Source organism: Paenibacillus glycanilyticus (genome assembly GCF_051200795.1).
Taxonomy (GTDB): Bacteria; Bacillota; Bacilli; order Paenibacillales; family Paenibacillaceae; genus Pristimantibacillus; species Pristimantibacillus glycanilyticus.
On record NZ_CP195155.1, the window covers coordinates 5,915,275 to 5,935,759 of the forward strand.

The 20,485-nt window shown below is 50.7% G+C and carries 18 protein-coding genes; 5 read left to right on the plus strand and 13 right to left on the minus strand.

What is annotated here, in order from left to right:
- Positions 1 to 10: 10 nt before the first annotated feature.
- Positions 11 to 1,249, minus strand: coding sequence for an NO-inducible flavohemoprotein (gene hmpA / locus ACR9FF_RS26655; RefSeq protein ID WP_435166633.1), 1,239 nt, complete (start codon positions 1,247 to 1,249; stop codon positions 11 to 13).
- A gap of 411 nt (positions 1,250 to 1,660) precedes the next feature.
- On the opposite strand from hmpA, the gene ACR9FF_RS26660 reads away from it, so the two are divergent.
- Together ACR9FF_RS26660 and ACR9FF_RS26665 are read left to right on the plus strand one after the other, a co-directional pair.
- Complete coding sequence (locus tag ACR9FF_RS26660) at positions 1,661 to 2,701, plus strand: AAA family ATPase (protein WP_435166636.1); 1,041 nt, start codon at positions 1,661 to 1,663, stop codon at positions 2,699 to 2,701.
- 18 nt (positions 2,702 to 2,719) lie between these two features.
- The gene (locus ACR9FF_RS26665) at positions 2,720 to 4,531 is read left to right on the plus strand and encodes a vWA domain-containing protein (RefSeq protein ID WP_435166639.1); all 1,812 of its coding nucleotides are present in this window, start codon (positions 2,720 to 2,722) and stop codon (positions 4,529 to 4,531) included.
- 43 nt (positions 4,532 to 4,574) lie between these two features.
- Here the strand turns inward: ACR9FF_RS26665 and ACR9FF_RS26670 are convergent, their stop codons facing one another.
- Complete coding sequence (locus tag ACR9FF_RS26670) at positions 4,575 to 5,099, minus strand: hypothetical protein (RefSeq protein ID WP_435166642.1); 525 nt, start codon at positions 5,097 to 5,099, stop codon at positions 4,575 to 4,577.
- Positions 5,100 to 5,121: 22 nt separating this feature from the next.
- Positions 5,122 to 5,562, minus strand: coding sequence for a GNAT family N-acetyltransferase (locus ACR9FF_RS26675; protein ID WP_435166645.1), 441 nt, complete (start codon positions 5,560 to 5,562; stop codon positions 5,122 to 5,124).
- Between the two features lie 147 nt (positions 5,563 to 5,709).
- On the opposite strand from ACR9FF_RS26675, the gene ACR9FF_RS26680 reads away from it, so the two are divergent.
- Together ACR9FF_RS26680 and ACR9FF_RS26685 are read left to right on the plus strand one after the other, a co-directional pair.
- On the plus strand, positions 5,710 to 6,306 hold the full coding sequence (locus tag ACR9FF_RS26680) for a YdeI/OmpD-associated family protein (RefSeq protein ID WP_435166648.1): 597 nt from the start codon (positions 5,710 to 5,712) through the stop codon (positions 6,304 to 6,306).
- A gap of 3 nt (positions 6,307 to 6,309) precedes the next feature.
- Entirely contained in the window at positions 6,310 to 7,104 is a 795-nt protein-coding gene (locus ACR9FF_RS26685; RefSeq protein ID WP_435166651.1) for a Nif3-like dinuclear metal center hexameric protein, read from the plus strand.
- 269 nt (positions 7,105 to 7,373) lie between these two features.
- On the opposite strand, the gene ACR9FF_RS26690 is transcribed toward ACR9FF_RS26685, so the two are convergent.
- On the minus strand, positions 7,374 to 7,796 hold the full coding sequence (locus ACR9FF_RS26690; RefSeq protein WP_435166654.1) for a universal stress protein: 423 nt from the start codon (positions 7,794 to 7,796) through the stop codon (positions 7,374 to 7,376).
- Positions 7,797 to 8,000: 204 nt separating this feature from the next.
- Here ACR9FF_RS26690 and ACR9FF_RS26695 point away from each other — a divergent pair, with 204 nt between their 5' ends.
- Complete coding sequence (locus tag ACR9FF_RS26695) at positions 8,001 to 8,465, plus strand: GyrI-like domain-containing protein (RefSeq protein WP_435166657.1); 465 nt, start codon at positions 8,001 to 8,003, stop codon at positions 8,463 to 8,465.
- 59 nt (positions 8,466 to 8,524) lie between these two features.
- Here ACR9FF_RS26695 and ACR9FF_RS26700 read toward each other — a convergent pair whose 3' ends face one another.
- The 9 genes from ACR9FF_RS26700 to ACR9FF_RS26740 form a co-directional block, all read right to left on the minus strand.
- Positions 8,525 to 10,144 carry an extracellular solute-binding protein gene (locus tag ACR9FF_RS26700; protein WP_201007743.1) on the minus strand — a complete coding sequence of 540 codons (1,620 nt, stop codon included), beginning with the start codon at positions 10,142 to 10,144 and terminating at the stop codon, positions 8,525 to 8,527.
- Positions 10,145 to 10,216: 72 nt separating this feature from the next.
- The gene (locus tag ACR9FF_RS26705) at positions 10,217 to 11,131 is read right to left on the minus strand and encodes a carbohydrate ABC transporter permease (RefSeq protein ID WP_201007744.1); all 915 of its coding nucleotides are present in this window, start codon (positions 11,129 to 11,131) and stop codon (positions 10,217 to 10,219) included.
- Between the two features lie 11 nt (positions 11,132 to 11,142).
- Positions 11,143 to 12,108, minus strand: coding sequence for an ABC transporter permease (locus ACR9FF_RS26710; protein WP_201007745.1), 966 nt, complete (start codon positions 12,106 to 12,108; stop codon positions 11,143 to 11,145).
- A gap of 52 nt (positions 12,109 to 12,160) precedes the next feature.
- Complete coding sequence (locus ACR9FF_RS26715; RefSeq protein WP_435166662.1) at positions 12,161 to 14,938, minus strand: beta-galactosidase; 2,778 nt, start codon at positions 14,936 to 14,938, stop codon at positions 12,161 to 12,163.
- A gap of 259 nt (positions 14,939 to 15,197) precedes the next feature.
- Entirely contained in the window at positions 15,198 to 16,280 is a 1,083-nt protein-coding gene (locus ACR9FF_RS26720; protein WP_435166665.1) for a LacI family DNA-binding transcriptional regulator, read from the minus strand.
- 187 nt (positions 16,281 to 16,467) lie between these two features.
- Complete coding sequence (gene nadE, locus ACR9FF_RS26725; RefSeq protein ID WP_127492646.1) at positions 16,468 to 17,307, minus strand: ammonia-dependent NAD(+) synthetase; 840 nt, start codon at positions 17,305 to 17,307, stop codon at positions 16,468 to 16,470.
- A gap of 22 nt (positions 17,308 to 17,329) precedes the next feature.
- A complete protein-coding gene (gene nadD, locus ACR9FF_RS26730) occupies positions 17,330 to 17,956 on the minus strand; it encodes a nicotinate-nucleotide adenylyltransferase (protein ID WP_127492644.1) in 627 nt (208 codons plus the stop codon).
- Positions 17,953 to 19,452, minus strand: coding sequence for a nicotinate phosphoribosyltransferase (locus ACR9FF_RS26735; protein ID WP_435166668.1), 1,500 nt, complete (start codon positions 19,450 to 19,452; stop codon positions 17,953 to 17,955). The genes nadD and ACR9FF_RS26735 overlap by 4 nt, the downstream gene beginning before the upstream one ends.
- A gap of 26 nt (positions 19,453 to 19,478) precedes the next feature.
- Positions 19,479 to 20,405, minus strand: coding sequence for a hypothetical protein (locus tag ACR9FF_RS26740; RefSeq protein ID WP_435166671.1), 927 nt, complete (start codon positions 20,403 to 20,405; stop codon positions 19,479 to 19,481).
- Positions 20,406 to 20,485: the final 80 nt, after the last annotated feature.

The window sequence follows — 20,485 nt, forward strand, 5'->3', positions numbered from 1 at the left end:
AAGCAGCCGGTTACTTGGCAACGGGTTCTTTTTCCGCCTCATCCAGGCTGCCCTTTGGTCCAAAAAATTCGTAATGAATATCTGCCGCAGGAACTCCCCATTCGAGAAGCTGGCGGTTGATATGAGCCATAAACGGCGTTGGTCCGCAGAAGTAGTAAACGGCATCCTTGGACGGAATAACTTCCTGCAGCCACGGAAGATCCACATAACCTTCTTTGTGGTACGTTCCCGCATCCTGCTCCGTTGGCTGCGCATAGCACCAGTAAGCTTTTGCTTGCGCTGCTTGACCGATCTTCTCCTCTACCTGCTGCTTAAGGGCATGGAGTTGCCCGTTTTGCGCCGCATGAATGAATGTGATGGGACGGTCGGAGTTCGTATCCACAAGCGTATTGAGCATGCTGACCATCGGCGTCAAGCCAACCCCGCCGCTGATCAATACCACTGGACGCGTATCCTTCAGATCAAGCGTGAAATCACCGGCCGGTGCGGACAGCCAGAGCACATCGCCTTCCTTCACCTGCTCATGCAGGTAGACCGAGACAACGCCGGCTTCCTTGCCTGGCTGCGAATCCTCTCTTTTGACCGAGATCCGGTAATACGGCTTGCCTGGCGCATCCGATAGACTGTATTGACGGATATGAGTGTTCTTCTGACCGGGAATGCTCATCTTTACGCTTACGTATTGACCCGGCTCAAATGCTGCAATCGCTCCGCCGTCCTCCGGCACCAGGTAGAAAGAGGTAATCACATGGCTCTCCTGAACTCTGCGCTTGATGCGGAAAGCGCGGTAACCCGCCCAGCCTCCCTGCTGCTCTTCGGCTTCCTTGTACATCTCCGCTTCCACGCTGATAAACACATTCGCGATAACGCCGTAAGCTTCGGCCCATGCATTCAAAATCTCATCGGTTGCGGCATCGCCCAGCACCTCTTTAATGGCCTGCAGCAGGTTTTGGCCGACAATCGGATATTGGTCTGCCGTAATGCCAAGGCTCCGATGTTTGTGCGCGATCTGCTTCACGGCCGGCAGAATGGTTTCAAGCTTATCGATATAGAGGGCAGCGGCATAAACGGTATTCGCCAGCGCGGTCTGCTGTTTGCCCTGTCTTTGGTTAGCATGGTTAAATACATTCATAAGCTCGGGATGACTGGCAAACAATAATTGATAGAACCTTTTCGTAATAGCCGTCCCATGAACCTCAAGCACCGGTACAGTCGATTTAATAATGGCTATCGTGTTTTCATTCAGCATGAAGCTCTCCCCGCTTTCTTCAACTTGTTATGTTCAAAGTATACGGAAGAATGGCATCCCGTTGGTGTGATTCCAATCACACTAAATCAGAACGATATGTGAAAGGAATCACTCAGGGATAGATCGCCTTTCCGTCCTTGTTTAGTCCGATGATGTCCATCGGCGCGTCGACCTGCTTGTCGTAGTAGCTGAACCACAGTCTTACGCCGCTTTCGTAATTTCCCTCCCCCGTTCGAGCAGCCGCTTAACAGCATGAATGATACGGCTAGTAAAACAATGCTTCCTCTCAACTTCTAATTAACCTCCTTATTGGAATTAAATAACATACAAATATAACTGTTTCTTCTCTTATGGGTACAACCCCTCTTTGCTATAATCGGTTTAGAAAATAAACGCTGCAAGGAGTTGTCTATGAATATTGCCTCACCCGTAACTGCAACGCAGTTGATGGATGTTTTGCTTAATGTCTCCGTTATCCGTCCCGTCTTTATCTGGGGAGCACCCGGTATCGGAAAATCCTCGCTTGTCGAAAAATTCGCAAAGCAAGTGGGTCTCCCCTGCGTATCCCTTCTTGGTTCGCAGCTGGCGCCTGAAGATATTATCGGCGTTCCTCAAATTAGAGACGGCAAAAGCCAATTCTGTCCTCCGGCCATGATTGCCCGCGATGAACCCTATTGCTTGTTCCTCGATGAACTTAACGCCTGCTCGCAGGAAGTGCAAAAAGCCTTCTACAGCCTGATCCACGAACGCCGGATTGGAGATTACCATTTGCCCGCAGGCTCGATCGTAATCGGTGCAGGCAACCGCGCCCAGGACAGCGCCATTGTCAAACCGATGAGCTCCGCCCTGATTAACCGGATGTTCCATGTTCAGTTAAATGTCTCGTTCAAAGATTGGATCGGCTGGGCTTACGAAGCATCCCTGCATCCGACCGTGATCGAGTACTTGGAGACGAGACCCGATCATTTATGGAGCGCTCCGTCTAAGAGTGAAGAGACCTTCTCGACGCCACGCTCCTGGCATATGCTCTCGGATGCGCTGCATGAATTCGGAGATGCGATTACGCCCGAGCTTGTCGGCATTTTGGCTAGCGGTGCGCTTACTCCCGCGCACGCCGTACAATTTAAAGCCTTTTACAAAAATCGAAGCAGCAAATATCAGCTGAATCAGATTATAGAAGGAAAAGTAGGTTTCCCTGCTGATCCGGAGGACCGCGATGTTCTCTATTTCCTTGCCCAGGCATTCCGCTCCCAGATCGTCAAAGAGCTGCCGGCTCATAAAGAGCAAATTCGAGAGTCTCATCGTCAATTTGCGCATAACGCCAAAAAGCTGATCAAGGATTTGAGCATGATCTCGTTTGAAATTGCCCAAATGGTCGTAGCCAAGCATGAGCAGGAGGACAATATTCCGGATTGGCTGAGATCGTCCGGGACTTGCCCAGACTTGCCGTGAAGGACCGGTGATTGCCCGATGCCCAAAAAAACAAAAATAGCAGATCCGGCCACAAAACAGGTAAACGAGGCTATTCAGTACATATCCGATCATCCGATTTTCTCGCCGCTCTCTTCCCGCGTCCGCATCATCCGTCAAGAAAGCTCCCCTTACCCGGAGACAGGGTGGGCTAAAGTTACACTCCGAGGAACGATCTACCTTCATCCCAAAAGACGCGGGGAAACCTCCGAGTGGATCTATGTGCTCGCCCATTGTCTTTTGCATCTCGGACTGGGGCATTTCAAGGTCAAACACGAAAAGCCGCATTATTGGAATGCCGCCTGCGATGTTTATGTAGCCCGCTTTCTTCAAGATTTGAAAATAGGAACTCCGCCTGCCGATATGGAAACAAGGTTCGATCTTCCGGTACGGGATGAGCAGCAGCTGTACTCCTATTTCATGGAGCGCGGATTGCCTCCGGCGCTAAACTTCGTTGGCACGGCCGGCCCTTCTGTCGGTGATATGGAGTATAACGATAAAGAATCCTATTTTTATCATTACTCCGGCAAGGAACCGGATTGGGAAGCTTATTTGGCAAAAGGTCTGGCCAATGCCGTGACGAGAGCGGTCAGCGTGGCCGGCGGACACCTGGACTCGATCACCTCGGAATCGGCTTCGCTTACCGCCGCAGCCAGAGCCAAGCGCTGGTTTATCGATCACTATCCGCTGCTTGGGGCGCTTGCCGCCGGTTTTAAGCTTATTGAGGATGCACAGCTTTGCCAGCGGCTCCAAATCTCTATTGCCGCGATTAATGTCGTTGACCAAGTCATTTACATGAATCCGGCTGCCGGACTTACCGATGATGAGACGCTTTTCGTCATGGCGCATGAGCTTCTGCACGCCGGACTCCAGCATCATGAGCGCTGCATGGGGCGCGACCATTATTTATGGAATATCGCCTGCGATTATGTTATTAATCTCTGGCTTGTCGAGATGAAGATCGGGGAATATCCGCGCGTGGGTTTAATGCTGGATCCCGAGCTGAAGGGGCTTAGCGCCGAATCGATCTATGACCGGATGGTCGCCGACATACGTGTTTACCGCAAGCTGGCGACGCTGCGCGGAAACGGATTAGGCGATATTTTAGATAACGGGTCGCCCGGATTCCGGGATGCCCGTGAAGGACAACGTCTGGACGATTTCTGCCGCAATGCGATGCAGCAAGGCCTGATCTATCACGAAGAACAGAGCCGCGGTTATCTTCCTTCCGGTCTGGTGGAGGAGATCCGCGCCTTAGGCCAGCCCCCGATCAAATGGGATGTTGAGCTCGCCAGATGGTTTGACCACTATTTCACGCCGCTCGAGAAGAAGCGGACCTACTCCCGCGTCTCGAGGCGCCAGTCTTCCACGCCGGATATTCCAAGGCCGCTATGGGTTGACTCGGGCAGCGCCGAGGACGGGCGGACGTTTGGCGTTATTTTGGACACCTCGGGCTCTATGGATAAAAAGCTGCTTGCCAAATGCCTTGGCGCCATTGCCAGTTATTCCGCAGCCCGCGACGTGCCGATGGCCCGCATTGTCTTCTGCGATGCCGCCCCGTATGACGCCGGTTATATGTCTCCGGATCTGATCAGCGACAGGGTGAAGGTAAAGGGACGCGGTGGCACCATTCTGCAGCCGGCTATCGATCTTCTGGAGCGTGCCGAGGATTTTCCGAACAACGGCCCGATCTTGATCATCACCGACGGCGAATGCGACCGGCTGCGCGTTAAGCGGGATCATGCTTATCTGCTGCCGAAAGGCAAGCATCTGCCCTTTTATCCGAAAGGCCCCGTGTTCCGGATTGATTAACGTTAGCTTACTTCTCTCTAAACCGTACGTAGCTTGGATAAGCTTAGCGGTTGTTATCAAACCATCTCGTAACCGTAAGCTTTTTCGTAAACCCCAGATACTTATATTTAACCGTAACGCTGTGAACCGCCCCCTCTTCAGCGGAAAAACGAATTCCGTAAAGAATGGGCGTATGGGCTTTTTTCATAATAGCCTTCTTTAACTCGTCACCGGCAAGAGCCGGGTAAATGGATGAATCGTGTATTCCCATAAATTCGATTTCCGGAACAGGCTCAGCCAGCACCTGCACAAACTGTCCGGAATCATAAGTAATGCCTAACTGCACGGGGACGGATGGGGAAGCTCCGTTAATCGTTACGCTAACGATATCGATTTTCTGCAGGCCCTTGTTAACCAGACCAACAACATACTCCGGAGGTTTTCCGTCAGGGGGCGTAAAGGTGGACATCCCATCGTTCACTAGCGGCTCCGTTTGCCGATACCATATGCCTGCTGCTGCGGCCATCCCGATTACGATGATCAGGCAGCCATACACGATCATGCTCGTTAATCGTTTAGCGGGTTTCAATTTAACCCTCCTAACCTTCCGGTTACGGCTTCGCGATAAATCCCGTTTTGATTCCTTTTACAAAACCGGCCTTTTCGTAAAAAGTAAGGGTACCCTCTTGTTTGGAGCTTGTCAGCAGCATCACCTTATAGCAATTTTGCTTCCAGGCGATAGCAAGCGCCTCCCGCAATACGTCGGTTCCGTAGCCCTTCCTGCGGAAATCGGAATGGGTAACCACGTTTTCGATCAGTCCGTATGGCCTTGCCCCTCTTGTTAAATTCGGAATAATAATCAGCACGCAGGCTGCCGCTATCCGACCGTCCGCTTCTACAACCAGATAATGCATGTTGCGATCCTCCCGGATCTGACTCCACAATTCTTGAACATCCGAAGCCTGGAGCTCCGGATCGTTCGGGATCAAATGACGGTATAACTCCAGAAGCTCCTGCAGTTCATGCTCCCGAATAGCTCTAACTTGGCTCATTGCTCCGCTCCCCGCTTTCGCTCACCCCCGCCGTATACGCGGGTGGTACCACCATTTTATAGGAAAAGTTTGTAAACTCAAGACTTATACGGTTGCTTCAGCAATGCTATAATATTGGAAGGAAACGGCATAAAGGAGTTTTGTACAATGAGCACAAATGAGCTGCCTATTCTCCACTTCCCGGACCAGCCGGCTTTCGAGCGCTGGCTCGCCGAGCAATACGATCAGTCATCCGGCATCTGGCTGCAGATTTCGAAAAAAAATGCGTCCCTCCCCTCGGTTACTTACCATGAAGCGCTGGACGTTGCCTTATGCTACGGCTGGATCGACAGCCATAAAAGAAAGCATGACGAAGAAAGCTGGATTCAGCGTTTTTCGCCAAGAGGTGCAAAAAGCATTTGGTCGCAGATCAATAAAGATAAAGTCGAAGTCCTTATCGCCGCGGGAAAAATGCAGCCAAGCGGTCTTAAGGCCATCGAAGCGGCGAAGCAGAACGGCTTATGGGACAAAGCGTACGAATCGCAGTCCAACGCTTCCATTCCGGAGGATTTCGCCCTTGAGCTGGCGCGCAACGAGAGGGCTGGGCAGTTTTTCGAGACGTTGGACAAGCAGAACCGGTACGCGATATTGTTCCGCATTCACAATGTCAAAAAGCAAGAGACTCGGGTGAAGAAGATTCAGCAATTTATCGAGATGCTCGAGAAGGGCGAGAAAATATATCCAAGCAAAAAGGAAGGAAAGTAATTTATGCCGATAAAGGTTCAGACCGTAATTGATGCCTTGCGATCATCGGTTCCCCCGATTCCTGACACGGTGGATGTTCTGATGGCCGGCAGGCCCGATGCCGAAGTAACCGGTATTGCCGTGTCCTTCATGCCAACCCAACAGGTGATTGAACAAGCGGCCGCGGCGGGAGCTAATCTTCTGATCACGCATGAACCTCTCTCCTACAATCACCGGCATGATGAACAGCTGATCGGGAACGATCCGGTTTTTGCGCAAAAGCTGCAGCTTATTGATGAGAGCGGAATCGCGATTTTCCGATACCATGATTACTGTCACCGTAAGCAGCCTGACATTATTATGACAGGCTTATTGTCCGCGTTGGAATGGGAATCCCGCTTGGCCGAAATGCTGCCTATCGCCGCCATTCTCGAGCTTTCGCCTATGACGGTCGCGGAGGTTGCCGCGCATGTGAAGCAAAAGCTTGGCATGCCTTTCCTCCGGATAACGGGCGATCTCTCCACCCCGGTCAGCCGTGTGGGCATTCTGGTTGGTTACCGGGGAGGCGCTTCAACCGCTATTCCGTTTATGCGCGACCATAATCTCGATCTGCTTATCGTCGGGGAAGGTCCGGAATGGGAAACGCCGGAATATATCCGGGATGCCGCGCATCAGGGTCGGGCAAAAGCCTTGCTGACACTGGGCCACGCGGAGAGCGAAGAGCCCGGCATGCGCGCGTTAAGCGAAGAATTGAAGCTGCGGTACCCGGAAGTCCCGGTGGAGTTTTTTCCAATCCAGCCGATTTTCAGGATCGCGTAGTGGAGACTAGTGCTTAACGATGTGCCACATCGTTAACGACTGACTGCTGCTACTTTTTCGGCGCCTTAACGATGTGAAACATCGTTAAGAGAGCTGCTTTTATGCGATATGGTGCGAATTCGATCCCTTTCCGTCGGCTTAGCGATGTGCCACATCGTTAAGCATCAACGAAAGCTCATCTTCCGATCTCTTAACGATGTGCCACATCGTAAAGGGACCAAATACGAAAAAAGGCTGCCCGCCGGGCAGCCTTTTTAGCTCAACATCTATTATTTTACAAGCAGGACCGGACAGTGAGCATGCTGGGATACTCCATGGCTGACGCTGCCAAGCAGAATTTCCGAGACAAGTCCCACGCCGCGGCTGCCCATGACAATCAGGTCGCAACTGCGCTCCTTCGCGGTATTGCAGATGAGAGTGGACGGATCGCCGTCTGCTCTAAGCAGCGTGTAATCTACTCCGGAGTCTCTGAGCTGAGCAGCGGCCGCGGAAAGCACTTCATTCTCTTCCTTCTCCAGCATCTCCCCCACATCCACATAAACAAAAGCCTGACTTATTGCGACGCGTCCCGTAACGTGAATCACAGACAGCCGTATCGGCGCATTGATCGCCTTCACCAAATGGATCGCGTGATCAAGAGCTTTGCTGGCCTGCTGCGAACCGTCGACGGGAACAAGGATATGATTGTACATAAGAGATGCCTCCTTCAAAATATAATCCCTAACTTTTTAATACCCACTTCCAAGCTTGTTCAAACCTTCTTTCTATAATTAGCATACTCCTCAATAATATTAACGTCAACGTAAACGTTATGAACAAAACTTACCCTTTACAAGCGAACGTATATTCGTTATCCTAATTATGGTTATATTTACCATGTATGGGAGGTATACATTTTGCGTACTTATCAGATCGACAGGATTGATCAGGAAGAGCTCAAGCTGGTTAGCTATTCCATTAGGGAAAGCCTTAACAACGTTCTGCAGTCGCGAATGGTTGGCGTATTGCGCGAGCAGCTGGCCGAACGCAGGAATGAGCTGCCGAATCGGAATAAGGAAGGCATTTATTTGATTCAGATCTATAACCAGGATGGCCAATGGACGCTTGACACTCCCTACCAGCATGTGGTTGCTTTCGAAGTAAACGCTTTTGAGAATATTCCCGCCGACATGACCACTTATACTTTACCTTCAGGACAATATACGAAAATCATTCATGAAGGCCCGGAATCAGAGATTGGCGATACGTATGATTATATTAATAACACGCTTGGTGCTAGGCCTATCGATATCGAATATTGGAAAGACATCTATTCCTTGGACCGGCATGATTCCCGTATCGATATCCTTATTCCCGGCTAAGCAAAGTTAAAAAAACCGGGATCCGACGCTTGGCGTCGAATCCCGGTTTCCTATACCGCTTATTGACCGGATTCCATTTTTGCTTTGAATGCATCCATTTGTTTTTGCAGCTCGGCAAGAACTTTATCGTAGCCTGCTGTTTTCAGCTTGCTGCGGAATTGTTCAACCGCTTTGACTGGGTCGCCTGCTTTACCGTAAGCGATAGCTGGACCCATCTCGCCCGTTACTTGCGTAATCGCTGTCAGCTCGGCTTCAACCGGTGTTTTGTCGAATACGAATTGGCCGTAAGGGTAAGGTTTTTTGATTTTGTCATACTCAGCATAATAGGTTTCTTCGAGTTGATCCCATGTCGTTACGCTAGGAATCTCGAATTTGTCGACACGGCCGCCCCAGAAGTCGGAGTAGAAGCCGTCTTTTGTCTCGTCATAACCGGCTGGTTGTTGACGTTTGCCGTCTTTGACTTCGTACTGTACGCCTTCAATACCGTAGTTGAGCAGGTGGTAAATTTGCTCGTCGTTGCGGATCAGGTCGTAAGCCATCAAAGCGCGCTCAGGGTTTTTGCTGTGTGCGCCAACGGAAGTACCGCCGTGAGTGATGGACAGCTCAAGCAGGTTGTTGCCGCCTTGGCGGGCAAACGGGAACATTTGCAGATCGGAACCCGGTTGGTCTTTATCCATTTGGACGCGGAGACCGCCAAAGGTTTGCGTATGATGCTGGTCCAAACCTGTCAGGCCGGCACGCAGCGATGCACGGGTATCGTTTTTGTTGTTCAGTACGTCTTCACGCCAGAAGCCTTTGTCTGCCCATTCTTTCATCATCGTTGCGTATTTCACCATGGTATCTTCGAAGACAGGGCTGTTAACGGTATATTTCTCGTCATACGATTTGGTCGTGAATACCGGCAGGTAACCTGTCGAGATTGGCAGTTCAAGGTTATCCGTGTAGGAAGTATCAAATCCGCCGAATGTGCTTGTTCCGGAAACCGCATCCCAAGGGATTACGTCAGGCTTGTTGTCTTTAATGTATTGAAGATATTTGCCAATGCCTTCCCAGTCTTTAATTGGCTCTGTAATGCCTGCTTCTTTCGCCCAGTCACCGCGGTAGAAGAAGCCGTGGTTAACCCATTGCGTATATTGATCTTCAGGAATGAGGACGATTTTACCGTTGTATTTGGACTCCGCCCAATCTTCTTGCGGAATCGAATTATAGGTTTGAGGCGCATATTTAGGAAGCAGATCATCCAGGTTCATGAAGGCGCCGCGTTGAGCGTTGCCCCATGTATCAAGCCAGTCGGTACCGATCGTAATCAGGTCGATTGGTTCGCCAGAAGCAAGCGCAAGGTTGTATTTCGTCTGCCAGTCCGTCCATTCGATCCATTTCCATTCCAGCTCGGCATTGATTTTTTCCTTCATGATTTTATTCACTTCGGCAAGAACTTTTTCGAATTGGCCGTTTGTCGGCTTGTTGCCAAGCACCATATAAGTGATTTTAACGAACTTTGAAGTGTCAACCGCGGCATCGCCGCCAGTGTTTGTTGATCCTTCCGTGTTGGTGCTTGCGTTGTTGCTTGGTTTAGCGGAGTCTGCTGGTTTATTATCTTTGTTGTTATTACCGGAGCAGGCTGCCAAGCTGGAAGCCATCAAAATAGAGAGCAAGATTGCGGAACTTTTCTTAAACATGCACGTCTCCCCTTTGTTTTTCATTATCGGGCTTTGCCCGTTATGTGAAGAGGCCCCTTGGCCTTCGGCACATCAACCTTTAACTGCGCCCACCGTGATACCTTTAATGAAGTAGCGTTGCACGAAAGGATAGAACAGGATAACAGGTCCTGTTGCAACAACGGCCGTTGCCATCTTCATGGACTCGAGCGGCACATCCCGAAGCGAGACGTTGGAGGCTGCCGCGGAGTTGCGGACAAAGTCGGCGCTGGTAACAACGTTATATAAGAAGAGCTGGAGCGGACGGTATTCCATGTTCGGCGACAGGAACAGCATCGAGTTATACCATTCATTCCAGTAACCAAGCGCGATAAACAAACCGATTGTCGCAAGAGCCGGAGTCGTCATCGGCAGGATCAGCCGCAGGAAAATCGTAAAGTCCCCTGCTCCGTCGATTTTGGCCGATTCCGTAATGGCATGCGGGATGGAGCGGACAAAGCTTTTCATCATAATGATCAGGAACGGACTGAGAAGCCCTGGCAGCAAGACGGCCAAATAATTGTCCTTCAGGCTCAAATATTGAGTGACTAGCAGGTAGAAAGGAACAAGACCGCCGGAGAACAAAGTCGTAAAGTAAATAAAGAACGAGATTCCGTTCCGGTAGCCAAAGTCCGGACGCTGCAGCGCGTAACCGGTCATCGCGACAAGGAACAAGCCAATAGCCGTACCGGCCACGGTAAGCAGAATCGTTACAATGTAAGAACCTACGATGATGTCAGGATTCTCGAATACGATTTTGTAAGCAAAGGTACTGAATTCCTTCGGCCAGAAGTTAAAGCCAAATTTCTTGATCGCCGACTCCGTTGTAAACGAAGTACCCAAAATGAGAAGGAACGGCAGCAAGCAGCAAAGCGCAAAGATGGAAATCACGACGTAACCAAACGTTCTGACAATGACTTCGCTCGCATCTGTCCGAATGCTTCTGGATTCTACGATATTCTCTTCCATGTCAGCACCCCCTAGAATAACGAGTTTTCTGGCGACGTCTTTTTAACGAGCCAGTTGGCCGTTATAACGATCACGAAGCCGAATACCGATTGATATAAGCTAACCGCACTGCCGATAGAGAAGTTGAAGTTCGTCATAAGCGAACGGAATACGTAAGTTTCGATAATATCCGTCGACGAGTACAAGGCCGTATTGTTTGCCCCAACCAAGTTGTAGAACAAACCGAAGTTGCCTTTCATAATGCCGCCGAGCGAGAACAGCAGCAAGATGATGAACGTTGGCTTAAGCCATGGAATAACGATGTAAATGATCCGTTGGAAAGCGTTTGCACCATCGATCTCGGAAGCTTCGATGATCTCGTTATCAAGACCCATGATAGCTGCGAAGTACACGATGGAACCGTAACCTGTTGACTGCCATAAGTAGGTTATTACGATAATGAACGGCCATACGTGAGAATTGGAGTACACTTTGACCGGATCCATGCCGAGAGATGCAAGTACATGGTTCAGCAAGCCGTAATCATAGCTGAGAATGTTGTAAGCGATCAGACCGATCAGAACGGCCGAGATAAAGTGCGGGAGGAACAATAACGTTTGAGCTACTTTCTTAAACCATTTGCGGCGCAGCTCGTTTAGCAGGATAGCTACGAATATTTGCAGCAAATTTCCCAGCAAGATAAATGCGAGGTTATACGCTACGGTATTAAAGGTCAGCCGCCACAGGTCGCCATTCATAACGAGGAAGCGGAAGTTGTCGAAGGCGACAAACGGACTTTTGAATATGCCGTCCGCGTAATTGTACTGAATGAACGCCAGATACACGCCTGGCATCGGCAGATAAGCAAATACAATAAAGAATGCAATTGCCGGCAAACACATCAGAAGCAAAGTTTTATTGTTCCAGAATCGTCTCAGCCTGCCTGAGCTTTCCGTACGCGGCTTGCTCTGGATGGCTGGTTGTATAACCTTTTCCATGTGAAGACCTCCTTACCCATTACCAATTAATTTCCAGCCTTATATCTTCCGGCTAGACCTGTTGAAGCCTGATGGCATCCAGCCTGCAAGGTGCTGTTTGATCTACGGCTTCCAAGAGGATGACAAGCTCGCCTTCCTTCTTGTTAAACCAGACGCCCGGCAAGTAAACCGACTGCGGATTGCCGCCGGTAATAACCGGCCGGTCCTCTCCACCGGATGTCCAAATCCGTCCAACGATTCGTCCTTCGAGAAACACCGTCAGCTTAATTCCCGCTCCGGAAACCGCTGCGCGCCAACCTTTGCCGTTATCCGAATTCGGAATGGTGCTGTACAGCCATGCCGTCTTACCAGCATCGAGCTGCACGGGAAGCTCCGTAACATACGACTGTGAACGAGCTGCATTCGCATGGGCCGATAGCTCGGGCTCTTCCGCCCCGCTGATCACCCAGTTCGCTGCCTTGATTCCTTCATACATAACCGCTCTTCTTCCGGCAGGAAGCCCAATGACTCTCTCCAGGAAGATGGCAAGCTCTGCAGGCTGCCCGGCTGTGAGATAACCGGAGAGATCAAGATAAGGATCAAATGGTCCTACATCACCAGCCTGCTTCCCATCGACAAACACCTTCGCCGTCGACTGCATCCCTTCGAAGTGAAGGATCCACCTGTCAGCTTGTTCTCCGGGAATAAAGCTTTTCCGGTAATATTCGAAAGCGGGATGATCCGGCGATAGCCAGCCGCCCAGGTTCACAACCGGCCACAGCTTCCGGTCAGCCTCCGCCGTAAGTTCAGGCCGAATCGTTCGGTCCGTTGCGCGGTACACGCTCCAATTACGGCTCATCTCATGCTGCCCTGTTACTAGCGTCATGCCTGTAAGACCTTTTAAAGCGTTAAGCTTTAAGCCCGGCAGCCTGGAATCATCGAAGTTGGAATGTCCCCAGATTTCCGTTCGGGCAACCAGCTTCCCTTGCGTCAACCCTTCTTTTAACGGAAGATAACTGCTGCTTCCGCCCGGAACCGCAGTTCCAACGTAATGGCCATCCGCGTAAAGCGATATCACATCGCTGCCGTTTTGGATCAGCACACCCTCTGCTTTATCCGCTCGGTCAGCCGGAACAGCTGCTTCGTACCAGCCATACCCTCGATAAATCTCGTTTTGTTCCAGATATGCGGCTTCCGTTCTCGATTGCCTTGACTCTGGCAGGGTCATCGGCTCCGCTCCATTCAAGGAGCTAAGCTGCCAATTGCTGACCTCCGTTTGCTCTTTATCAGCAGATTGAACTTCTGATGAACAGGTGTGCAATAACCCTTCTTCATCCAGATCATCCATATAAAGCGCTTTTACTTTATCATGGATCGCAATTGTCAAAATGTCTCCGCTGCGGGTATTGATCCGGCATACGGCATCCGATGTTCCATCAAACTTGATGCTTAACCGTCCATCCTGCATGTCTGCCGAGCAGTTCTCGGATTCAACGGCAGCTATCTCTTCGCTGCTTAACCGAATTTGACCGGCGCTTTCGGTATGGAACGCAAGTACCAGGCGGCTTGTCGTTTGCTTCGCATAGTAAAGCTCCGCTGTCGATAGCTCCAATGTTCCTTCCAATCCCCAGCCTGCTAACGGAACCTGATTCGGCAGAGCCAGCGATCGGCCTCCCCGCAGAACAAACGAATCCGAACTGGCAATTGCAAGTTCCTTATCCTCGTCATCCAGATTCGTCAGGAACAACAGTTGGCCGCCGTCCTTCAGATTGAGCACATACGGGCCGGCAATGTTATTCCATTGACCAGCGAGAATGAGATTCTCATCCGCTGCTCCGGTTGCTGTCGCTTCTGCCAGCTTGCTTCCGTAAGCTTCGATTAGTCTGCCGAGCAGCCTGCCTTCGTAAGCTTCCTCCCGGATATGCCCTTCCGGCGAGATCATTCCGCCGAAATCATAATCCGATGTCATAAAAGCAAGCGGCTTACCCCAATTGTTCGTAGCGTTCGTAAAGCCAAAATCCGTACCCGATACCTGAAGGTAAGGTCCCAGCAGCTTAGCGCCGCAGCCGAGCAATCGGCGAAGCAGATAATGCGCGCGGTTTGTCTCGGTTACGAGGAGAGGATAACCAAGCTCCTCCATGAGCCCGCCGTAATGGAGCACCTTCGACTCGAACTCGGGATCCCGGTCATCTGGATAAAAGTTGCAGGTTGGGGCTACTCCCTCTGCAATTCCTGCGGCTTGGAGCAATCCGCCTTGACCGGCGCAGGCGAACAGCGGAACCGAAATCCCATGCGCCAATACCAAATCTCTTAATGCGCCGATATACCCCTTTGGATCCTTGCAATCATAGAAATCGAGCTCGTTATCCAGCTGCACCGCGATAACCGTTCCGCCTTCGTCTGCTTGGTAGGCTTTGAGAAGTGGGATGATCCGGTCGAACCAGGCAGCTACCCGGGATAGAAATACAGGATCATTCTGCCGAATCTCGACGCCTTGCGCCAGCAGATAAGCAGGAAGCGCGCCTCCGTCCCATTCGGAACAAATGTAAGGTCCCGGTCTTGCGATCACCCATAACCCCGCATCTCTTGCCGCTTCGAGGAAGGCTTCGACATCGCGCTCGCCGCTGAAGTCCCATTCGCCTTCCCGCCGTTCATGATAATTCCAAGGGAAGTAAACATCGATACTGTTGTAGCCATAGGCTTTCAGCTGTTCCATCCGTTCCTTCCACAGCAGCCTCGGAATCCGGAAGTAAAAGAGCGAGGCGCTTAAGAGCAGCTTGGGTTCTCCGTGTATACGTACTGCATCTGCCTCGAACTGAACTGCCGATATCGCCTGTGTATCCAAACCCATTCTAGACGACCCCCGATCGATAACATGTATCCCGTTTCATGAAACCCGTTTCATTTTTTGATAAAAATAAAATACACATTCGATCCGAAACAACATGAACTGTCATATTTACGGTATTCTTACGTGCATTTCATGGGAAAATATGATGATAGCCGATTGCATTGAAACGGGTTTCATTTTTGTTCGAACCGTGCATTGCTTTGACACCTTGATAATAAATCAGACATGAAAGCGTTGTCAAGAAAGTTTTTTGAAATATTTATCTAAATATTCCATTTGGCCCATGTAGCCTTGAGCCTATTGGCGGAGCCGTTGATTCCCGAATGACCAACTCCGGTCTCAGCTTTGCCCTCCTGTTTACCTTGCTTTTGGCAATCATCTTATGCAGCTGCTCGGCCGCGTATTTCCCGATGTCATAACACTTAAGGGACACCGTCGTCAGCTCCGGAATACTGTTGGATGCGTACGGAACATCGTCAAAACCGACCAAAGACAGATCCTCCGGTACCCGCAAGCCGGCATTATAGGCAGCTTTAAGAGCACCAATGGCGATCAGATCATTCGCGCAAAACACAGCCGTTGGCCTCTCCGGCAAGCTAAGCAAATAATTCATGAACAGCTTGCCCTTCTCCACGGTAAAACCGCCTTCCAGCAGCCATTCTTTCCGAACCGTAAGCCCATTTTTCTGCATCGTCTTCACAAAGCCCTGGACACGCTGAAGCGTATTGGCCATGCTCTGGTAGCCGCCGGCAAAGGCGATATCCCGATGGCCGAGATCGATCAGATGCTGCGTGGCAAGCTCGGCTCCCTCCCGCTCGTCAACGCAAACGGAATGAATGTTTTGCCCGGGCAAATGGCCGTTTATAAGCAAAGTCGGCACGCGCTTGCTGATATCAACAACCTCGCTGACCATAGCTTCGCTTGGCTTGGCCAGGTTAATCCGGCCGCCAATCATCACGATGCCGTCTACCTGCTTCTCCATCAGCAGGCTGAGATACTGCGATTCGCGCTCGTATTGCTCCTTCGAATCCCCGTTTGTCGAAACGGTATCGCATAGAAAGAACGTGTAGCCTTTGTTTCTCGCCTCTTGCTCAAACCCGGCCAGTACGGACGGAAAGAACGGATTGGTAATGTCCGGCAAAATAATCCCGATCATCCCCGTCTCCTTCTTGGACAGGCTTCGAGCTAATGCATTAGGCTGAAACTGGTACTTGTTCATCAATTCCACGATGCGATCTCTCGTTGACTTTTTTACGGGGGCCGTATTGTTCAAAACCCGCGATACCGTTGCAACCGATACATTCGCTTCCTTCGCAATGTCATACACTGTAACCGGTTTCAAAAGTTATCACTCCCCAATCCATTAGCTGATCACCAGTAGAATAGCAGATTTTTTCGAAAATAAAAACAATCTCTTGCAATTATTTGGATTTAGTATTAATGACCTATACCTTTAACGCCGCTCAGCATGACAAAAAGCCTACCCGCCACTCTTGCGAATGCCGGATAGGCTTCGTGCCTTGAAGCTCTTATTTTCCGTCAACCTTTTTCCACCAACGGTCAAATACAGTCACCGGCTGCTCCCGTTTATGAATCGTCCGGATATACCAGTTTTCGATCTTTTGCCGCTCGTCTTCGCCAATTTCCTTGCCTTCCAGGTAGTTGTCGATATCGTCGTAAGTTACGCCCAGAGCCACTTCGTCGGCAAGCTGCGGCTTATCCTCTTCAAGGTCTGCGGTAGGGGTTTTCAAGTACAGATGCTCGGGGCAGTTAAGCTCCTTCAGAATCTGTCTTCCCTGCCGCTTGTTGAGACGGTATAACGGAGTCAGATCCGCCGCGCCGTCGCCAAATTTCGTATAAAAGCCCGTGATTGCCTCGGCCGCATGATCCGTTCCGACGACCAGCCCATTCTCCTCCGCCGCAATCTCGAACTGGGCGATCATCCGCTCTCTAGCCTTCCGGTTGCCTTTCGTGAAATCGCTCAGCTTCTTCCCTGTCCGGGCTTCGTATTCCGCTGCTCCGGCGTCAACGGCTGCCTTGATATTAATCGTGATGAAGCCCTCGGCCCCGATAAAAGCAATCGCATCCTGCGCATCCTGCTCATCCTTTTGGTTGCCGTAAGGCAGCCGGACGGGGATAAAACGATAGGTCTTTACTCCCTCTTCATCGTTTAATTCATTCATCGCCATTTGGCAAAGCTTGCCGGCAAGGGTCGAATCCTGTCCGCCCGAAATACCGAGAACCAAGGCGGTTTTTCGCGCAAAGGTTACGTAATCTTTAATAAAATCCACCGTTCTCCGGATTTCCTCCTGCGCGTCAATCTGCGGTTTTACTCCCAATTTCTCAATAATTTGCTGCTGCAAGGTCATCGCCAAGCGCCTCCTTTGATCGTTAAATGCGGTACAAGCTGTTTTGCTTAATATAGTCATAACACGAATCCGGCAGCAAATATCTCGGCTCCCCGCCCCGGCTGAATTCATCCCGGATGTAGGTCGAGCTGATCTCCATGGCCAGCCCTTTGCTCATCAGCTGGAACCGTCCGTCGTCATGATTGCGGAGCAGCGGCGAACGGGAGATTGCTTCCGTCATGTCGATTCCATTACGTGCCATTATGATAAACTTATTTTCCTCAATCAATTCCTTCTCATGCGACCATTTGCCGTCGGCGATATCGACCAGAAGATCCGCGCCCATAATAAAATACAGCTCATCCTCCGGATATTGCTCGCGGAAATGCCTCATCGTATGGAATGTGTATTGCATGCCCGCAAGCACCGTAAGCTCGTAAGGATCAAAAACAAACTTCGGATTATCCTGAATCGCAAGCTTAATCATATTCACCCGATGCTCGTCGCTAGTGTTCGTTTTCTTGTCATGGCGCATGCTGGAGGAAGGCAGAAAGATCACTAAATCCAGGTTTTTGCGGTGCGCCACGGTCGAAGCCGTCCATAAATGCACATTCGTGATCGGGTCGAAAGAAGATCCGTAAATGCCGATTTTCCGAGGTTTTGTCGTCATGTCTCCTTGGCCACTCCTTCCGCTTTCTCCTTCATCGCATGGATGAGATTCATCTTGTTGTCCCAGCAGCGCTGGCTTAGATCAACCGGATAATCCTCCGGATTCTGGTTCCGCTTGTATTCGTCCCAGAGCAGCTCCAGATTTCCTTTGGCAAAAGCCTGCACCTCATAAAGCCCGGGAAGCTCGTAAACCAGCTCTCCGCCCAAGAAAATATCCGCATGAAGCTCTCTCGCTTCATAATTCGTTACGAATTTGCTGATGTAGGTGTACACTGGATGGAACATCTTGAGGCGTCCTTCCTCCTGCGGCTTCTCCTCTTCCAGCGCGATATAGTCGCCCTCCGAGCGGTGATTCACCAGATTAATGATCCGGTACAGCTTTTTCCTTCCCGGAGTAGTCACTTTCTCGGGATTGCCCGAAATTTTGATCGTATCGACCATTTTTCCAGTATCATCTTCGATCGCCACAATTTTATAGACTGCGCCTAAAGCCGGCTGATCATACGCCGTAATCAGCTTTGTTCCGATACCCCATGCATCGATAACCGCACCCTGCGACTTCAAATTCAGGACCGTATATTCATCGAGATCATTCGAGGCATAAATTCTGGTCTCTTTAAAACCCGCGTTGTTCAGCAGCTTGCGCACTTCCTTCGACAGATAGGCCAGGTCGCCCGAATCAAGCCGGACTCCTTCGAACAAATCCTTGATGCCAAGCTCCTTCACGACTCTGATCGCGTTATGAATGCCCGATTTAAGCGTATCGTACGTATCGATCAGGAAGACGCATTTGCGGTTCATCTGCTTCTGCCGCTTCGCGTAACGTAGGAACGCTTCGTATTCGTCCAGCATCGCTTGCACCATCGCATGAGCATGCGTGCCCGATACCTTTGCTCCGAACCTTTTGCCGCAGCGCACGTTCGAGGTCGCATCGCAGCCGCCGATGATAGCAGCCCGCGAGCCCCATAGCGCGGCGTCCATTTCATGAGCGCGGCGCGTGCCGAATTCGAGAAGCGGCGCATCTCCAACGGCATTGCGGATTCTCGAGGCTTTTGTCGCGATCAGCGTCTGGTAGTTTACGATATTAAGCAGCGCCGTCTCGATAAACTGGGCTTCGGCCAACGTGCCTTCCACCCGGAGGATCGCTTCATTGCCGAAGACCAGCTCTCCTTCGCGCATGGCGGTAATTTTGCCGGTGAAGCGAAGCTGCTTCAGGTAAGCGAGGAAATCCTCTTCATAACCAAGCTCATCATGCAGATAGGCCAGGTCCGAATCGGTGAATCCGAAGCTTTGCACATATTCGATAATCCGTTCCAGTCCCGCAAAGATCGCATAACCGTTCCCGAAAGGCAGCTTGCGGAAAAAGAGTTCGAATACCGCACGGCGCTCGCTCATTCCTTCCGCCCAATAAGTCTCCACCATATTAACCTGGTATAAGTCCGTGTGCAGCGCAAGGCTGTCGTCCGCGTATTTGTTGATTTGCTGTACGTTGTCCATGTCCCGTTACCTCCGTAGGCTTATGCTTATATCGTCAGGCCTTCCGCTGTCGCAAGCTGAATGCCGTATCGCTTAACTAGCTCCTCCATCGCCGTGTCCGTTAAAGCTTCCGTACCTGGAATCGGGCTCGAGCAATCCATCAGCAAATGAATGCTTTCGGTCAATACCCGGTTCTCGGCATGATGCTCCAAAATATGCTTCAGCGTATCGAGTACGCAATGCGAGAGTGCCTGACCGGCGATATAAATTTTGTTATAATCCGCGAGGCTGTCCAGAAAAGCCCGGTTGGCGTCGCTTGCCACGCCATCCTCCCGGTAGAACGCGCCATACATTTCGCTTAACGGATCCTGTCCTTTTTCCAAAATAACCGGCGTGCTTCTTCTGGCCACCGTATGGAAGTAAACAAGGTTCATGAATTGGCTCTCGAACTCCACGCCGCTTGTACCTTCCAGGCAGTGGTAAGGCCAGATTCGGAGCTCTCTCTTTCCTCCCGCCTTAAGCTCATGAAGATAAGCAAGGCTTCTCGCCGGCGAAAAGACCGGCGTCCAATCCCCATTGATGACCGACTCTACCGTTATGACCGTCTCTACAGGTGCGGGGTGCTTGCCATTGCGGTCAATCCACCAGCAAGGATGAAAAATCTGCAGCGGCGTATGGACGTCTTTGGTCAGCGCGATTTGTGTGATTTTATGCAAATTTCTATACATAAATTTTCCAAGCCGAATGGTATCCTGAATCGACCCGGGAACCCCCAAGTCTCCGCCTTCGATGAAGCTGTTCTGCTGGTCGATGACCAGCAGAAGCATTTTCTCATGATCCGCTTCTGAAGGCGGAAGCTGCTCTTTTGCCGCTTCTGCCAGCACAGCATTCATAGTGGCGCTGCTTTTCCCGCCAATCTCGGCCTCCCGGAACAAACGATTAAACGAGGTAACAAGCTTATTATTCGTCGTCATTGCTAGCCACCTCCTCTTATTCCTTATTTCATGTTTTATGAAATAATAAAGTTAAAAAGAACAGGTATTGTGACAATACC

What these genes read in the sequence shown, in the direction of transcription:
- ACR9FF_RS26660 (WP_435166636.1), top strand. Translation starts at nt 1,661, where the DNA reads ATGAATATTGCCTCACCCGTAACTGCAACGCAGTTGATGGATGTTTTG.
- ACR9FF_RS26705 (WP_201007744.1), bottom strand. Translation starts at nt 11,131, where the DNA reads ATGGAAGAGAATATCGTAGAATCCAGAAGCATTCGGACAGATGCGAGC.
- ACR9FF_RS26715 (WP_435166662.1), bottom strand. Translation starts at nt 14,938, where the DNA reads ATGGGTTTGGATACACAGGCGATATCGGCAGTTCAGTTCGAGGCAGAT.
- ACR9FF_RS26680 (WP_435166648.1), top strand. Translation starts at nt 5,710, where the DNA reads ATGAGCACAAATGAGCTGCCTATTCTCCACTTCCCGGACCAGCCGGCT.
- nadE (WP_127492646.1), bottom strand. Translation starts at nt 17,307, where the DNA reads ATGACCTTGCAGCAGCAAATTATTGAGAAATTGGGAGTAAAACCGCAG.
- ACR9FF_RS26675 (WP_435166645.1), bottom strand. Translation starts at nt 5,562, where the DNA reads ATGAGCCAAGTTAGAGCTATTCGGGAGCATGAACTGCAGGAGCTTCTG.
- nadD (WP_127492644.1), bottom strand. Translation starts at nt 17,956, where the DNA reads ATGACGACAAAACCTCGGAAAATCGGCATTTACGGATCTTCTTTCGAC.
- hmpA (WP_435166633.1), bottom strand. Translation starts at nt 1,249, where the DNA reads ATGCTGAATGAAAACACGATAGCCATTATTAAATCGACTGTACCGGTG.
- ACR9FF_RS26690 (WP_435166654.1), bottom strand. Translation starts at nt 7,796, where the DNA reads ATGTACAATCATATCCTTGTTCCCGTCGACGGTTCGCAGCAGGCCAGC.
- ACR9FF_RS26700 (WP_201007743.1), bottom strand. Translation starts at nt 10,144, where the DNA reads ATGTTTAAGAAAAGTTCCGCAATCTTGCTCTCTATTTTGATGGCTTCC.
- ACR9FF_RS26685 (WP_435166651.1), top strand. Translation starts at nt 6,310, where the DNA reads ATGCCGATAAAGGTTCAGACCGTAATTGATGCCTTGCGATCATCGGTT.
- ACR9FF_RS26735 (WP_435166668.1), bottom strand. Translation starts at nt 19,452, where the DNA reads ATGGACAACGTACAGCAAATCAACAAATACGCGGACGACAGCCTTGCG.
- ACR9FF_RS26740 (WP_435166671.1), bottom strand. Translation starts at nt 20,405, where the DNA reads ATGACGACGAATAATAAGCTTGTTACCTCGTTTAATCGTTTGTTCCGG.
- ACR9FF_RS26710 (WP_201007745.1), bottom strand. Translation starts at nt 12,108, where the DNA reads ATGGAAAAGGTTATACAACCAGCCATCCAGAGCAAGCCGCGTACGGAA.
- ACR9FF_RS26665 (WP_435166639.1), top strand. Translation starts at nt 2,720, where the DNA reads ATGCCCAAAAAAACAAAAATAGCAGATCCGGCCACAAAACAGGTAAAC.